15 protein-coding genes are annotated in these 16,180 nt (G+C 68.0%); 8 read left to right on the top strand and 7 right to left on the bottom strand.

Translation table 11 applies throughout. From position 1 onward, the window contains the following. Positions 1–70: 70 nt before the first annotated feature. From ABFO07_RS03250 to ABFO07_RS03220, 7 genes are all read right to left on the bottom strand, one after another. The gene (locus ABFO07_RS03250; protein WP_059891181.1) at positions 71–988 is read right to left on the bottom strand and encodes an ABC transporter permease subunit; all 918 of its coding nucleotides are present in this window, start codon (positions 986–988) and stop codon (positions 71–73) included. Positions 989–991: 3 nt separating this feature from the next. Beyond that, positions 992–2,002, bottom strand: coding sequence for an ABC transporter permease subunit (locus ABFO07_RS03245; protein ID WP_059563726.1), 1,011 nt, complete (start codon positions 2,000–2,002; stop codon positions 992–994). 112 nt (positions 2,003–2,114) lie between these two features. Further along, positions 2,115–3,743, bottom strand: a complete 1,629-nt coding sequence (locus ABFO07_RS03240; protein WP_059906708.1) for an ABC transporter substrate-binding protein — start codon at positions 3,741–3,743, stop codon at positions 2,115–2,117. Positions 3,744–3,988: 245 nt separating this feature from the next. Further along, complete coding sequence (locus tag ABFO07_RS03235) at positions 3,989–5,296, bottom strand: MFS transporter (protein ID WP_059803444.1); 1,308 nt, start codon at positions 5,294–5,296, stop codon at positions 3,989–3,991. Between the two features lie 183 nt (positions 5,297–5,479). Beyond that, positions 5,480–5,797 carry a high-potential iron-sulfur protein gene (locus tag ABFO07_RS03230; RefSeq protein WP_059803446.1) on the bottom strand — a complete coding sequence of 106 codons (318 nt, stop codon included), beginning with the start codon at positions 5,795–5,797 and terminating at the stop codon, positions 5,480–5,482. A gap of 164 nt (positions 5,798–5,961) precedes the next feature. Continuing rightward, positions 5,962–7,071 (bottom strand): NAD(P)/FAD-dependent oxidoreductase, encoded by a 1,110-nt coding sequence (locus ABFO07_RS03225; RefSeq protein WP_059886538.1) that lies wholly within the window; start codon positions 7,069–7,071, stop codon positions 5,962–5,964. A gap of 131 nt (positions 7,072–7,202) precedes the next feature. Then, a complete protein-coding gene (locus tag ABFO07_RS03220) occupies positions 7,203–8,183 on the bottom strand; it encodes an AAA family ATPase (protein ID WP_017334555.1) in 981 nt (326 codons plus the stop codon). Between the two features lie 229 nt (positions 8,184–8,412). Between ABFO07_RS03220 and ABFO07_RS03215 the strand changes: the two genes are divergently transcribed. The 8 genes from ABFO07_RS03215 to ABFO07_RS03180 all read left to right on the top strand — a co-directional run bounded on the left by ABFO07_RS03215 (position 8,413) and on the right by ABFO07_RS03180 (position 15,941). Further along, positions 8,413–9,132, top strand: coding sequence for a nitroreductase (locus ABFO07_RS03215; RefSeq protein ID WP_347468301.1), 720 nt, complete (start codon positions 8,413–8,415; stop codon positions 9,130–9,132). Between the two features lie 146 nt (positions 9,133–9,278). Further along, positions 9,279–9,761 (top strand): hypothetical protein, encoded by a 483-nt coding sequence (locus ABFO07_RS03210; RefSeq protein WP_059886543.1) that lies wholly within the window; start codon positions 9,279–9,281, stop codon positions 9,759–9,761. A 6-nt stretch (positions 9,762–9,767) separates the two neighbouring features. Beyond that, positions 9,768–10,583 carry an endonuclease/exonuclease/phosphatase family protein gene (locus tag ABFO07_RS03205; protein WP_059803457.1) on the top strand — a complete coding sequence of 272 codons (816 nt, stop codon included), beginning with the start codon at positions 9,768–9,770 and terminating at the stop codon, positions 10,581–10,583. Positions 10,584–10,831: 248 nt separating this feature from the next. Further along, positions 10,832–11,479 (top strand): LysE family translocator, encoded by a 648-nt coding sequence (locus ABFO07_RS03200; RefSeq protein ID WP_059563718.1) that lies wholly within the window; start codon positions 10,832–10,834, stop codon positions 11,477–11,479. 214 nt (positions 11,480–11,693) lie between these two features. Then, positions 11,694–12,464: a ferredoxin--NADP reductase gene (locus tag ABFO07_RS03195; RefSeq protein WP_059563717.1), complete on the top strand. Its 771-nt coding sequence runs from the start codon at positions 11,694–11,696 to the stop codon at positions 12,462–12,464. Between the two features lie 418 nt (positions 12,465–12,882). Next, positions 12,883–13,704, top strand: a complete 822-nt coding sequence (rqpS, locus tag ABFO07_RS03190; RefSeq protein ID WP_059810392.1) for a quorum system sensor histidine kinase RqpS — start codon at positions 12,883–12,885, stop codon at positions 13,702–13,704. A gap of 7 nt (positions 13,705–13,711) precedes the next feature. After that, on the top strand, positions 13,712–14,368 hold the full coding sequence (gene rqpR, locus ABFO07_RS03185; protein WP_059810393.1) for a response regulator transcription factor RqpR: 657 nt from the start codon (positions 13,712–13,714) through the stop codon (positions 14,366–14,368). Positions 14,369–14,534: 166 nt separating this feature from the next. After that, complete coding sequence (locus tag ABFO07_RS03180; protein WP_059563714.1) at positions 14,535–15,941, top strand: amino acid permease; 1,407 nt, start codon at positions 14,535–14,537, stop codon at positions 15,939–15,941. The last annotated feature ends 239 nt before the right edge of the window (positions 15,942–16,180 follow it).

The following is a 16,180-nucleotide window of genomic DNA, read 5'->3' as shown; positions in this document are numbered from 1 at the left end:
TTGTGCCCGATGAAGACGGGGGGGCTTCGCCCCCCCGAGCGAACAAAGAGAGCGTGGGGGTCGTTTCATATCAGGCCATCCGTTTCAGTTTGGGATCGAGCGCGTCGCGCAGCCCGTCGCCGAGCAGGTTGATCGCAAGCACCGAAATCAGGATCGACAGGCCCGGCATCGTCACGATCCACCATGCGTTGTCGATGTAGTCGCGCGCGGAGGCCAGCATCGCGCCCCACTCGGCGGTCGGCGGCTGCACGCCGAGGCCGAGGAAGCCGAGCGCGGCCGCGTCGAGGATCGCCGACGAGAAGCCGAGCGTCGCCTGCACGATCAGCGGCGCCGTGCAGTTCGGCAGCACTTGCGAGAACATCAGCCGCAGCGTGCCGGCGCCCGCCACGCGCGACGCCGTCACGTATTCCTTCTGCAGCTCGCCGAGCGCGGACGCGCGCGTGAGGCGCACGTACGCGGGCAGCGCGACGATCGCGATCGCGAACATCGTGTTGGTGAGGCCCGGGCCGATGATCGCGACGACCGCGACCGCGAGCAGCAGCGACGGCAGCGCGAGCAGCACGTCCATCACGCGCATCACCGGCGTGTCGGCCCACTTCTGGAAGAACGCGGCGACGAGCCCGAGCACGATGCCCGGGATCAGCGCGAGCACGACCGACACGAAGCCGATCCAGAACGACATCCGCGCGCCGTACATCAGCCGCGAGAGGATGTCGCGGCCCGCTTCGTCGGTGCCGAGCACGAACTTCCAGTTGCCGCCTTCGAGCCACGCGGGCGGGATCTTCACGAAATCGCGGTATTGCTCGACCGGGCTGTGCGGCGCGATCAGCGGCGCGAACAGCGCGACGACGATCAGCACCAGCACGACGATGCCCGCGCTGACAGCGCCGCGGTTGCGCGAGAAATTGGCCCAGAATTCGCGCAGCGCGAGCGTGCGCCCGCCGACCGGCGCGGTTTCGCTCGGCAAGGTGTTTTGCAGGTTGCTCATGATTTACCTCGTGTGGCGGATGCGCGGGTTCAGCACGCCGTACAGCAGGTCGACGGCCAGGTTCACGACGATCACGAGGGTCGCGATCAGCAGGATGCCGCCCTGCACGACCGGATAGTCGCGGCGGCCGATCGCGTCGATCAGCCACTTGCCCACGCCGGGCCACGAAAACAGCGTCTCGGTCAGCACCGCGCCGGCGAGCAGCGTGCCGATCTGCAGGCCGATCACGGTGACGACCGGGATCAGCGCATTGCGCAGCGCATGCACGACGACGACGCGCACGGGCGACAGCCCTTTCGCGCGCGCAGTGCGGATGTAGTCCTCGCGCAGCACTTCGAGCATCGAAGAACGGGTCATCCGCGCGATCACCGCGAGCGGAATCGTGCCGAGCACGATCGACGGCAGGATCAGGTGGCTGACCGCCGAGCGGAACACGCCTTCGTCCGGCGCGAGCAGCGCGTCGATCAGCATGAAGCCCGTCACGTGCGGAATCTCGTATTCGACCGCGATGCGGCCGGACACGGGCGTCCAGCCCAGGTACGACGAAAACACCATGATGAGGATCAGCCCCCACCAGAAGATCGGCATCGAATAGCCGGTGAGCGCGGTGCCCATCACGCCGTGGTCGACGATCGAGCCGCGCCGCAGCGCCGCGATGACGCCGGCCGGCAGGCCGACCGCGAGCGCGAACACGAGCGCGCACAGCGACAGCTCGACGGTCGCCGGGAAGCGCGCGAAGAACTCGCCGGCCACGCTCGTGTTGGTGATGATCGACGTGCCGAGGTCGCCCGACAGCGCACGGCCGATGTAGTGGAAATACTGCACGGGAAGCGGCAGGTCGAGCCCGAGGCGCTTCATCGCCTCTGCATGCATCGCGGGATCGACGCCGCGCTCGCCCATCATCACTTCGATGGGGTCGCCCGGTATCAGGTGAATCAGCGCGAACGCGAGGATGGTGATGCCGATGAAGGTCGGGATCACCATGCCCACGCGGCGCAATACGAATCGGAACATGATGCGTCTCGTATTTTCTTGTGGGAAATGTGCGACCGGCGACGAGGAGCTCGTGGCCCCTCGCCGCCGGGTGTTTTCAAGCCGGTTTTCGTGACAGCTTACGCCTGCTGCGTTACTTCACGCTCACACCATCGAAGCGTGCGTAGCCGAGCGGCTCGATGCGCATGTCGACGATATTCTTGCGCACCGGCTGATAGACGGTCGAGTTCGCGATCGGCGAGAACGGCACCTGCTGCGCGAACACCTGCTGCGCCTGCGTGTAGATCTTCGTGCGTGCGTCCTGCCCGTTCGTCGTGCGGCCCTTCTGGACGAGCTCGTCGAACGGCTTGTAGCACCAGTGCGAGAAGTTGTTGCCCTTGATCGCCTCGCAGCCGAGCAGCGTGCCGAGCCAGTTGTCCGGATCGCCGTTGTCGCCGGTCCAGCCGATCAGCATCGTGTCCTGCTCGCCGCCATGCGCGCGCTTGATGTACTCGCCCCACTCGTACGTGACGATCTTCGCCTTCACGCCGATCTTCGCCCAGTCGGCCTGGATCATCTCGGCCATCAGGCGGCCGTTCGGGTTGTATGCGCGCTGCACCGGCATCGCCCACAGCGTGATCTCGAAGCCGTTCGGGAAGCCGGCCTTCGACAGCAGCGCCTTCGCCTTCGCGGTGTCGTACGCCGGCATCTTCAGGCTCTTGTCGTACGACCATTGCGTCGGCGGCATCGGTGCGTTCGCGGCCTGGCCCGCGCCCTGGTACACCGATTCGAGGATCGCCTTCTTGTTGATCGCCATGTCGAGCGCCTGGCGCACCTCGAGCTTGTCCATCGGCTTGTGCTCGACGTTGTACGCGAGGTAGCCGAGGTTGAAGCCCGCCTGCGACGGCATGTCGACGTTCGCGTCGGCCTTCAGCGTCGCGATGTCGGCCGGACGCGGATAGGTCATCACCTGGCACTCGTTGCGCTTGATCTTCTGCACGCGCACGCCCGGATCGGGCGTGATCGAGAAGATCAGCTTCGCGATCTTCACTTCGCCCTTCTTCCAGTAGTCAGGATTGCCATCGAAACGGATCGTCGCGTCCTTCGTGTAGCTGCGGAAGATGAACGGGCCCGTGCCGATCGGTTTCTGGTTGATGTCGGCGGCCTTGCCGGCCTTCAGCAGCTGGTCCGCGTATTCGCCCGACAGGATCGACGCGAACTCCATCGCCATGTTCTGGATGAACGGCGCGTTCGGTTCCGACAGCGTGAATTTCACGGTGTACGGGTCGACCTTCTCGACCTTCGTGATCAGCTTGTCGAGGCCCATGTCGGTGAAGTACGGGAACGACACCGGGTACGCCTTGCGGAACGGCTGGTTCGGGTCGAGCATGCGCTGGAACGTGAACACGACGTCGTCCGCGTTGAATTCGCGCGTCGGCTTGAAGAAGTCGGTCGAATGGAACTTCACGCCGTGGCGCAGGTGGAAGGTGTAGACCTTGCCATCCGGGGACACATCCCATTTTTCGGCGAGGCCCGGTTCGACCTTCGTGCCGCCGCGCTCGAATTCGACGAGACGGTTGTAGACGGTGAACGTGGCGGCGGTGAAATCGACGCCGGTGGTGTATTGCGCGGAATCGAACCCCGCCGGGCTGCCTTCTGAGCAGTAGACGAGCGTTTTGTTCGGGATCTGTGCGAATGCAGAGCCCGCGATGCCGAACGATGCCGCTGCCACGCCTGCCATGGCGGTAACACGCAGGGTGTGCAACAGACGGTTGTATTCCATGTTTCCTCCAGGTCTCCAGATCGGAACCGGCCCTCAGGGGGCCGGGTACGCGGATATTACTTGAGCTAGCGATACCGCAACAAGCTGGAGAAAAAACTCCTCTAGGCGCGCCGGCGCGGCTCGCGGCGGATGTTTCCGCTACGTGACACACGCAGCCGCCCGCGCGAGCGGCGGTTTCGATCGTGCGGCGCGTGTTTCCTTCGACAACTAAACAATTTCCGCGCTGCGGCGAACGGGCGCGGCGCTCACGCGCCGGCGTCGAGATCCGCGCTGCGCGCCGGCACGAACGCGACCGCGACGATCGACAGCGCGAGCCCCGCCATCACGTACCAGGTCGGCGCGAACGGCGAGCCGGTGACCTTGATCAGCCACGTGACGATGAACTGTCCGAATCCGCCGAACAGCATCACCGCGACGTTGTACGCGACCGACAGCCCGGTCGAGCGCACGTTGGCGGGGAACAGCTCGGCGATCATCGCGCCGAACGGCCCGTAGTAGCCCGCGAGCGTCACCGACAGCACCGCCTGCACGATGATGAGCCGCCCGATGCTCGGCGCGGCGTCGAGCCACGTGAACAGCGGATAGATCAGCGCGAACGTCAGCACGAGCGACCACAGCGACAGGCCCTTGCGGCCGATGCGGTCCGACCATGCGCCGGCGAGCGGCGACAGCACGGTGAGCAGCAGGTTGCCGACGATCACCGCGTAGAACGACTGCGCATACGGCAGCTTCAGCTGCTTCACCGCGAAAGTCGGCAGGTAGCTGATCAGCACGTAGATCGTCACGGTCAGCGCGATCACCGCGCCGAGCCCGCACAGCACCTCGCGCGAGTGGCGCGCGAACACGTCGCCGAGCGTCGCGCGCCGCGCGCTTTGCTGCGCGTGCAGGAAGGCTTCCGAATCGGCGAGATGGCGGCGGATGTAGAAGCCGATCGGCCCGATCACGAGCCCGAGGATGAACGGCACGCGCCAGCCCCACGCGCGCAGCACGTCGGGCGTGAAGCCGCGCGTGACGGCTGCGCCGACGAGCGCGCCGATCAGCAGCGCCGCGGCCTGGCTCGCCATCTGCCAGCTGCCGTAGAAGCCGCGTTTCGAGAACGGCGCGGCTTCGATCAAGAGCGCGGTCGCGCTGCCGAACTCGCCGCCCGCGGAAAAGCCCTGCAGCAGCCGGCCGAGCACGATCAGGAGCGGGCCGCCGATGCCGATCGCCGCGTACGGCGGCGCGACCGCGAGCAGGAAGATGCCGCCCGTCATCAGCAGGATCACGAGCGACAGCGCGGCCTTGCGCCCGGCGCGGTCCGCATACAGCCCGAGCACGACGCCGCCGATCGGCCGCATGAAGAACGCGACGCCGAAGGTCGCGGTGGTCAGCAGCAGCGACGAATATTCGCTGGACGTCGGGAAGAACAATTCTGCGATCACGACCACCATGAAGCTGAAGACCGTGAAGTCGTACCACTCGAGCGCGTTGCCGATGACCGCCGCCACCACTGCGCGCCGGTTCAGCGCGCGCTCCGGACTGACTGAATTCGTTGAACCCGCAATCGTCGCCATGCGTGTCTCGCCCCTCGTGAAGTCGCCGTGCCGGAGTGCGCCGCGCGGGAGCCGCTGCTGCGCGCCGGTCTGGAGCGAGTGTAGAAAGGTGCGGAACCGTTTTCAAGCATTAAAAAACGCCCGCCATCCATCGATGGCGGGCGCTTCATGATTGTTGCGGCACCGCATGATGCCGCGCGGGCGTCACGCCTTCTTCGAGAATGCGCTGCACCAGCCCTTGGCTGCTACCTGCTTGCCCGGGAACGCGCCGCACGGGCCGGATGCGGAGCCCGGCTTGCCCTGGTACAGCATGCAGGCCGCGCAATCCTGGCCCGCTGCGTACTTCGCATACTTCGCCTTGTCGACCTTGGTGGCGTCTGCCTTGTAGCCGAGCGCCTGCGCGGTCGGATCGCTTTCGGAGAGCATCGGCAGGTCGGCGGCCAGCGCTTCGCGCGACGACAGCGCGACGGCGGACACGGCGGCGACGCTCGTGATCAGGAAACTGCGACGGGATGTTTTCATGAGGACTCGCTCCAACGTTATAAGTTTGAAAGCTGTTCTAGCGACAGCCGTTCGACAGCATAACGCCCGGGCGCGGGAATGTGCGGCCCGAAATGCCGGAGATAAAAGAATTAACACGGATGGTTTCGCCGCTTGCCGCGGCGCCGCCCGCCGCCCGCCTCCCGTCACCCGTACGCAGTCATGTCGCCCACCCGCTGCGCGAGCGCGAGCGCCGCGGTGAGCCCCGGCGACTCGATCCCGAACAGGTTCACGAGGCCGCGCACGCCGTGCTGCGCCGCACCCTGCACGATGAAATCGGCAGGCGCTTCGCCGGGCCCCGCGACCTTCGGGCGGATGCCCGCATAGGCCGGCTGCAGCGCACCGTCCGGCAGCGCCGGCCAGTACGCGCGGATCGATGCGTAGAACGCGTCCGCGCGCGCCGGATCGACGTCGTAGCGCAGCGTGTCGATCCATTCGACGTCCGGCCCGAAGCGCGCCTGCCCGGCCAGGTCGAGCGTCTGGTGGATGCCGAGCCCCGCGCGGTCCGGCAATGGATAGACAAGGTGCGAGAACGGCGCGCGGCCGGACAGGCTGAAATAGTTGCCGCGCGCGAGATAGAGCGGCGGCACCCAGCGCGGATCGAGCCCGCGCGTGCGGCGCGCGAGCGCCTGCGCGCCGAGGCCCGCGCTGTTGATCACGCAGGCCGCCTCGAACTCGGCCGGCGCGTCGCCGCCCGTGCGCACGACGAAGCGCTCGCCGCGCAGCACGTCGATCGATTCGACCGGGGATTTCAATACGCAGACGGCGCCGTCGCGTTCGGCATCGCCGAGCAGCGCGAGCATCAGCTGATGCGAATCGACGATGCCCGTGCTCGGCGAGAACAGCGCCTCGACGCATTCGAGCGCGGGCTCGAGCGCCTGCGCCTCGGTGCGCGTGAGCGGCGTCAGGTCGAGCACGCCGTTTTCCTCGGCGCGCGCGGCGATCGCCTTCAGCTGCTTCACCTGCGTGGCGGAGGTCGCGACGAGCAGCTTGCCGATGCGCCGGTGCGGCACGTGATGCGTCTCGCAGAATTCGTACAGCAGGTCGCGGCCATGCACGCACGACAGCGCCTTCAGCGAGCCGCGCGGATAGTAGAGGCCAGCGTGTATCACCTCGCTGTTGCGCGAACTCGTGCCGGTGCCGATCGCGTCGGCCGCCTCGAGCACGAGCGTGTCGCGGCCGCGCGCCGCAAGTTCGCGGGCGATCGCGAGGCCGACGACGCCTGCGCCGATCACCACACAATCGATCTGCTCCATGGCTTTTCGCGTCGTTATCGCGTCGAGGGAGAGAAGACGATTGTACGTCCCGGCTCGCACGCATGCAGGACACATGTGTAGCCGGATGTATCTCGCCGGTCCCGCGCCGCCGCCCGCCGCGCTCCCGAATGTCAGAACCCGATCGGGCGGCGCTTGGCCGCACCTTCGTCCGCGCGGATGTCGCGCGGCTCGACCGCATCGCGCCCGTCGAGGCGCGCGGCGCCGAACGCATGCAGCAGCGCGCGCCGCATCGTGCGCGGCGGCGTCGCGGCGAGCACGTCGAGCGCGTCGTCGCCGAGCGTGGCCGGGAACCGCCGGCCCCACGCGTGCGACGTGCGGATCTCGTCGTAAATCGTCTGCGCGATGCGGCGCGCGCCGGCCGCGTCGGGCGGCGCGATCTCGTAGATGTTCATCCGGTTGAGCAGCGGCTCCGGAATCGCCTGCGCGTCGTTCGCGGTCGCGACCCAGATCACGTTGCCCGCATCGATCGGCACCTCGGCGAATTCGTCGACGAACACGCGCGCGGTATCGTGCTCGAGCAGCGCATACAGCGCGCCGAGCGGATCGTATTGCGCATCGCTGCCCGCCTTGTCGATCTCGTCGACCGCGATCACCGGGTTCGCATAGCTGCCGTTCACGAGCGCGTCGAACACCTTGCCCGGCTTCGCGTTCTTCCATTGCGACGACGCGCCCGACAGGATCCAGCCCGCGGTCAGCGAACTCATCGGCACGTAGTGATACGACGTGCCCAGCAATTGCGCGAGCGCCTTCGCGAAATGCGTCTTGCCGATGCCCGGCGGGCCGAGCAGCAGGATCGGCATCAGCTCGAGCCGGTCGTCGGTCTCGAGGCACAGCGCGACCTGCTTGCGCACGTCGTCGAGCGGCTCGACGAAATTCGGCAACACCTCGCCGAGCTCGTCGAACGACGGCATCCGGTTCGGCTTCACGCAAAAGCGCAAGTTGCCGGTCTTCAGCATCCGCTCGTAGGTGGCGCGCAGTGCGTCGCTCGCGCCTTCGTTCAGATCGTTCAGCGCCGTCTCGACCTGATCGAGGTCGTACACCGTGCTGAAGGACGCCACCGCCAGTTCCTGTTTCACCATCGCCGTCGTCATACCAACCTCGCTGCCGCTTACGTACCGCACCATCAGACCCTTTCGATTTCAGTGTAGCGGGCCAGCACTCCAGCGCAAGCAAGCAGCCGCGCGCGTGTGCTGCTAGCAGGCCGCGCGCGCTGCACGCCCGCGCGGCGCGGCGTATCATCGACAGCTTGCCGGCCGCCGCGCCGGCCCCGCCGATGGCGCCGCGCGCGCCGCCACCGCTCCCCGCTGCGAAGGAACGCCGATGTCCGTCCCCGCCGTTTCCGCCCGCGCCGATGCCGACGCGATCCGCGCCGTCGACGACGCACTGACCACGCGCCGCGCGATCCGCGCGTTCCTGCCGACGCCCGTGCCGCGCGACACGCTCGAGGCCATCCTCGAAGCGGCGAGCCGCGCGCCGTCGGGCACCAACATCCAGCCGTGGCGCGTGTACGTCGCGACGGGCGCGACGCGCGATGCGCTCGCCGATGCGCTCGCCGCGGCCTACGACGACCCCGCGCGCGACGAGAAGTACGTGGCCGAATACGACTACTATCCGCGCGAATGGATCTCGCCGTACATCGACCGGCGGCGCAAGGTCGGCTGGGACCTGTACAGCCTGCTGGAGATCCGCCGCGACGAGAAGGACCGCATGCATGCGCAGCACGCGCGCAACTTCCGCTTCTTCGATGCGCCGGTCGCGCTGTTCTTCACGCTCGACCGCGTGATGACGCACGGCGCGTGGCTCGATTGCGGGATGTTTCTGCAGGGCCTGATGACCGCCGCCCGCGCGCGCGGCCTCGACACCTGCCCGCAGGCGGCGTTCGTGCCGTTTCACCGGGTCGTCGCCGCGCATCTCGGCATTCCGGACCACGAGCAGCTCGTGTGCGGAATGTCGCCCGGCCATGCGGACCCGGCCGCGATCGAGAACCGCCTCGTCACCGAGCGCGCGCCGGTCGCCGAGTTCGCGCGTTTTTTTGCTTGAAAACGCGTGACGGGCACTTACCTTTCCTGCATGGGCGCATCGCGCGGCGCATTCGCCGCGGCGCATCCGGTCGCATCGTCGACGATGCCGATCGGGCGTAAGATGGGCGTCCGTTTCCCGCAACACCGAGACTCCGGAGAGGCTTCATGCTGAAACACGGCCTGGCCGTCCTGCTGGCGGGCGCCGCGCTCGCCGCCCACGCGCAGAGCCCCGCGCCCGCGGTCGTCGCATGGGAGATCCAGGTGGTGAGCGACGGCCAGACGATCGACACGTTCCAGCAGCACACCACCGTCGGTCAGACCCGCACCGACACCCATCGCTACCCGTCCGCCGTGCCCGTCGGCTGCGGCGACAAGGCGCGCGTCGTGCCGGTCGAGCGCACGCGCGCCGTCACCGTCGCGCCGCTCGCCGCCGACGCGAACGCGATCTCGCTCGCGCTCGACGTGCAGGAGACGCTCGACGATACGAACGCGAAGCCGGCCGACCCGTGCCTGCCGACCTCGCCGCGACAGATCGTCGCAAGCCATCCGGGGCTGTCGGTCGGCGCCGATGCGTGGACCGACTGGACCCTCATCGAGCAGCGCCCGCATCTCGTGTACCGCGTGCGCGCGCACGTCGCGAAGGACTGAGCCGCCATGTCCGCCGACGCCCTGTCCCTGCCGTTCGCCGAGCCGCACGCCGCGCCCGACGAACTCACGGCGGTCAGCTGGAACCTGCACAAGGGCCGCTCGCCGCTCGGCTTCACCGCGTGGAACGCGATGCGCAACTGGATGCAGTCGACGCACGCCGACGTGTATTTCCTGCAGGAAGCGATGGCGCGCCGGATGCCGCGCCCCGTGCTCGCGCCCGGCTTCGGCACGCCGATGGACGACGCGTACGACGACGTCTGGCATTGCCAGGCGACCGAGATCGCGGAGTCGCTCGACTGGCAGATCGCGCTCGGCCCGAACGTGTTCAAGCCGTCGTGGCGGCACGGCAACGCGATCCTGTCGCCGCACCCGCTCGACCTCGGCGGCCGCTGGGACATCTCCGCGCACCGCTTCGAGCGGCGCGGCCTGCTGGTCGCGCGCGCGACGCTCGCCGGGTCGCGCCCGGTCACGCTGCTGTGCGCGCATCTCGCGCTCACGCGCGCGGCGCGGCTGCGCCAGATGCACTGGATCGCGCACTGGATCGTGCGCCACGCGAAGGACGGCCCGCTCGTGCTCGCCGGCGATTTCAACGACTGGCGCAACGACTCGATCCCGCTGTTCGCCGAGATCGGCCTGTCCGAGGTCGCGACGCTGCTCGGCGAGTCGGGGCGCACGTTCCCCGCGTTCTCGCCGGCGCTCGCGCTCGACAAGATGTTCGTGCGCGGGCTCACGCCGCTCGAATGGAGCGCGCCGTCCGGCGAGACCGCGTGGCTGTCGGACCACCTGCCGTACATCGCCCGCCTGCGGCTCGACCCGCAGTGAGCGCGGCGGCGCGACCCTGGTCGGGTTGGGTCGAGTTGGGTCGGCTCGGGTCGGCTCGGCTCGGCTCGGGTCGGGTCGGCTCGGCTCGGGTCGGGTCGGGTCGGGTCGGCTCGGCTCGGCTCGGCTCGGCTCGGCTCGGCTCGGCTCGGGTCGAGTCGCATCGCGTCGCGTCGCGTCGCGTCGGGTCGGCTCGGGTCGAGTCGGTTCGCGCTACAGTAGCGGCTTGCCCCGCCCCGAGCCGCGCCGCCATGAGCTACCTGCCGATCCTGCTGCAAATCGCCGCCGTCTACCTCGTCGCGCTCGTCACGCCCGGGCCGAACATCTTCATGATTTCGCAGCTGTCGCTCGCCGGCCGGCGCAGCCTCGGCGCCGTGTCGGCGCTCGGCGTCGGCACCGCGTCGGTCACCTGGGCGACGCTCGCGATGCTCGGCCTCGCGGCCGTGCTGCACCAGGTCGAATGGCTGTACGAGACGATCCGGATCGGCGGCGCCGCGTACCTCGTCTATTTCGGCTTCAAGCTGCTGCGTTCGAGCACGCGGCGCGATCCGGCCCCGGCGGCCGACGACGCGACAGCGGCCGCGCTGCCCGCGCCGCAGGCGCGCGACTACCTGCGCGCGTATCGCACCGGGCTGCTCACGTGCCTGACGAACCCGAAGTCCTGCGCGTTCTGGACCAGCGTGTTCGCGGCGATGCTGCCCGCGCACGTGCCGCTGTGGTTCCACGGCGCGGCGCTGCTGACGATCGGCTCGATGTCGGTCGGCTGGTATTGCAGCGTCGCGTACCTGTTCGCGAGCCCGCGCGCGCAGCGCGGCTACCGGCGCGTGCGCCGCCCGCTCGACGCGCTGTGCGGCGCCGCGCTGGTCGGCCTCGGCGCGAAGCTCGCCGCCGATCGATGAAAGCAATTTGAAATGAAACGTTGCGCGAAATCCGCGCATTGGCCGGGGTCAAGCGCGCGAAGCACGCAAGCAGGGTAAAATAAGCAGTTCTCCGATCGTCTGTCACAGAGAAGGCGCGTGTTCGGCGCGCCGCCGGCCGATCCCCCGATCGGGCCGACGCCCTCGTTTTTCGCCCGTTACACGCGTTCCGCGACGCGCGTCCGTTTTCAAAGCCATGAGCAAATACGACACCGCCACCGTCCAATCCGTCCACCACTGGACCGACACGCTTTTCAGCTTCACCTGCACCCGTGAGCCGAGCCTGCGCTTCAACAACGGCGAATTCACGATGGTCGGCCTCGAGGTCGACGGCAAGCCGCTCGCACGCGCATACAGCATCGTCAGCCCGAACTACGAGGAGCACCTCGAGTTCTTCAGCATCAAGGTCCAGAACGGCCCGCTGACGTCGCGCCTGCAGCACCTGAAGGTGGGCGACACGGTGCTGATCGGCAAGAAGCCGACCGGCACGCTCGTCGCCGACAACCTGCTGCCGGGCAAGACGCTGTGGATGCTGTCGACGGGCACGGGCCTCGCGCCGTTCATGTCGATCATCCGCGATCCGGACATCTACGAACGCTTCGACAAGGTCATCCTGACGCACACCTGCCGCCTGAAGGGCGAGCTCGCGTACATGGACTACATCAAGCACGACCTGCCGGGCCACGAATACCTCGGCGACATCATCAAGGAAAAGCTCGTCTACTACCCGACGGTCACCCGCGAGGAGTTCGAGAACGAAGGCCGGATCACCGACCTGATCGCGACGGGCAAGCTGTTCACCGATCTCGACGTGCCGCCGTTCTCGCCGGAACACGACCGCGTGATGCTGTGCGGCAGCACCGCGATGCTGAAGGACACGACCGACCTGCTGAAGCAGGCCGGCCTCGTCGAAGGCAAGAACAGCGCGCCGGGCCACTACGTGATCGAGCGCGCGTTCGTCGACTGATCCGCCCCTCGAATTTGTGCGCGGTCAAGAAACCGGAGCGAAAGCTCCGGTTTTTTTTCGCGGGTGCGCGGCGAATTCGTAACAATGGACGAGCGCTCATCTCAAATAGTTACATTTGGACACGGCGCAAGTGGCGGCTCGCGTGTCGGTGTTTTTCCTACAACACATTCGTTCAGATTGTTCACACTTACCCTTAAATGTCCCACCCATCATGACTTTTCGCGAAATTTTGAGATATTATGCGCGGCGCGCGTCCGTAATCCGGACGCACACTGAAGGGTCGGACCAATGTGTTACAAGATGTAAATTTTGTTACCCTGGTGTGTGACAATTGCCGACCGGCCGCCGTCTACGAAAACGGCATCCGGCACGCGCCGCCGATCGGTGTCTGAATCGCTTTCTGACAGCAGGGAGAGTCATGGATACGTCGCTTAACGCGCCCGAAGGCGCCCACGCCCCGTTCCCGTCGCAGCAGCCTGCGGCGGCCTGTGCCCCTTCCACCACCCGGTCTCGCCTCACGAGCGCCGCGAGCCGCGACGCGCTCGACGCGCGGATCGCCGAACTGTCCGCCGCACTGCTGAGCGCCGACGAAGCGGCGCGCCGCCATCTGGCCGGCGAGCTGCACGACGGGCTCGGCGCCGAACTCACCGCCGCGCGTTTCGCGCTCGCGAACGTCGATACCTGGCTGCCCGCCGACGCGCCCGAAGGCTGCCGCCGCGCGCTCGACCTCGCGCTGCGCGCGCTCGACGCCGCGAGCGATGCGAACCGCCGGCTGATCGACGAGCAGGACACCCCGGCGCTCGACGCCGGCCTCGTCGGCGCGCTGTCGGCGTGGGTCGCCAGCCATGCGGAGCGCAGCGGCCTGCGCACGAGCTTCGTGTGCGCCGCCGATGCGCGCCTGCCGCAGCTCGCGGGCCCCGGCGCGCTCGCGATCTTCCGCGTTGCGCAAGAAGCGCTGTCGAACGTCGCGAAGCATGCCCGCGCGACGTCGGCCGACGTGCGGATCGAAGCGGACGGCCGCTTCCTGTCGCTGATCGCGGCCGATGATGGGATCGGTTTCTCCCGCGCGCACCGCCACGGCTATGGCCTCGCCGGCATGCGCGCGCGCTGCGAGGCGTTCGGCGGCAGCTTCGAGCTGACCGAGCCGGCCGCCGGCCGCGGCACCCGGCTCGTCGCGCGCTTCGCATGGGACGCACTGTTCGCGGCGCCGGCAACGGCGCGTCGCGCCTTGCTTTCGTGAGGTCGCGATGAGTCTGAACATCCTGCTCGTGGACGACCACGCAATCGTCCGGCAAGGCATCCGCCAGCTGCTGATCGACCGCGGCATCGCCCGGGAAGTCACCGAGGCGGAAACCGGCGGCGAAGCCGTGGCGGCCGTCGACAAACGCGAATTCGACGTGATCCTGCTCGACATCTCGCTCACCGACATGAACGGCATCGAGGTGCTGAAGCGCCTCAAGCGCAAGCTGTCGCAGACGCCGGTGCTGATGTTCTCGATGTACCGCGAGGACCAGTACGCGGTGCGCGCGCTGAAGGCGGGCGCGGCCGGCTACCTGTCGAAGACGGTGAACGCCGCGCAGATGATTTCCGCGATCCAGCAGGTCGCCGCGGGCCGCAAGTACGTGAGCCCGGCAATGGCCGAGGCGCTCGCCGAATACGTGTCGTTCGAGAACGAGCCGCTGCCGCACGAGAAGCTGTCGGACCGCGAATACCAGACGCTGTGCATGCTCGCGTCCGGCAAGCGGCTCACCGACATCGCGCACACGCTGTCGCTGTCGGTGAAGACGGTGAGCGTCTACCGCACGCGGCTGCTCGAGAAGATGCGGCTGTCGAACAACGCGGAGCTGACCTTCTACGTGATGAGCAACCGGCTCGTCGACATGGCGCCCGCGCCCGGCGCCTGACACGCGCACCGGCACGCCGCCCGGCGTACCGAAGCGCTTGTTTTGCCTGACGATTCCGCCGTCCGGTGCCGCACCGCGGCGGGTCGTGTCGGCCAGATCGGTTAAAATTTCAGGTTTTTCACTCAGTCGACGCGACGCGCCCGCGCGCGCCGGCGATCCATCCGCAATGTCCCTCTTCCGCAAGAAAAACGTCGATCGCATGATCGCCGGCGCACAGGCCGCCGGGCTCAAGAAAGCGCTCGGCGCGATCGACCTCACCTTCCTCGGCATCGGCGCCATCATCGGCACCGGGATCTTCGTGCTGACCGGCACCGGCGCCGTGCAGGCCGGCCCCGCGCTGATGCTGTCGTTCGTGATCGCCGCCATCGCCTGCGGCCTCGCCGCGCTGTCGTATGCCGAATTCGCGTCGACGATTCCGGTCGCCGGCTCGATCTACACGTATTCGTACGCCACCCTCGGCGAACTCGTCGCGTGGATCATCGGCTGGGACCTGATGCTCGAATACGGGCTCGCCGCGTCGGCCGTGTCGGTCGGCTGGTCGGGCTACCTGCAGTCGCTGCTGCAGGGCTTCGGCGTGTCGCTGCCGACCGTGCTGACGGCCGCGCCCGGCGCCGTGCCGGGCGTCGTCACGTGGTTCAACCTGCCGGCGTTCCTGGTGATGATCGTGATCACGACGCTGCTGTCGATCGGCATCCGCGAATCGACCCGCATCAACAACGTCATGGTGTTCATCAAGGTGTCGGTGGTGCTGCTGGTGATCGCGGTCGGCATCTTCCACGTCACGCCGGCGAACTGGCAGCCGTTCATGCCGCACGGCTGGAACGGCGTGTTCGGCGCCGCGGCCGTGATGTTCTTCGCGTTCATCGGCTTCGACGCGGTGTCGTCGGCGGCCGAGGAAGTGAAGAATCCGAAGCGCGACCTGCCGATCGGCATCATCGCGTCGCTCGCGGTGTGCGCGGTGCTGTACGTGACGGTCGCGGCCGTGGCCACCGGCATCGTGCCGTCGGCCCAGTACGCGAACGTCTCGCACCCGATCTCGTATGCGCTGCAGATCGCCGGCGAAAAGTGGGTCGCGGGCTTCATCGACCTCGGCGCGGTGCTCGGCATGCTGACCGTGATCCTCGTGATGAGCTACGGCCAGACGCGCATCATCTTCGCGATGTCGCGCGACGGCCTGCTGCCGGCGATGCTGTCGCGCGTGCATCCGCGCTACGCGACGCCGTTCCTGACGACCTGGCTCGTCGGCCTGTTCTTCGGCCTGATCGCCGCGCTGGTGCCGCTCAACGTGCTGGCCGAGCTGATCAACATCGGCACGCTCGCCGCGTTCTCGATGGTGTCGATCGCGGTGCTCGTGCTGCGCCGCACGCATCCGGAGCTGCCGCGCGCGTTCCGCTGCCCCGGCGTGCCGGTCGTGCCGATCCTCGCGGTCGGCGCATGCCTGTTCCTGATGCTGAACCTGCAGCCCGTCACGTGGGCCGCGTTCGGCATCTGGCTCGCGATCGGCCTCGTGATCTACTTCCTGTACTCGCGGCGCCACTCGAAGCTCGCGCACGGTCGTCACGACGCGCACTGACCCCGCCGCTGCGCGTGCACGCCGCGCGCAGCGGCGCAGCGCCATCAAGCTGCGCAGGGCCGGGACCGGCCGCGCGCGGCGCCCCTCCCCCCGCCCGCATCGGCCGCCGCGCATATGCGCGGCGCGGCCGGGCGCGGCCCGCTACGCCGCTCCCTCTCCCTCTCCCTCTCCCTCTCCCTCTCCCTCTCCCTCTCCCGCTGCCTCTCCCTCTCCCGACGGCTGCCCGATCGTCGCGATGA

Source organism: Burkholderia stagnalis, assembly GCF_039848545.1.
GTDB lineage: Bacteria > Pseudomonadota > Gammaproteobacteria > Burkholderiales > Burkholderiaceae > Burkholderia > Burkholderia stagnalis.
This window is presented reverse-complemented; position numbering and strand designations above follow the sequence as displayed.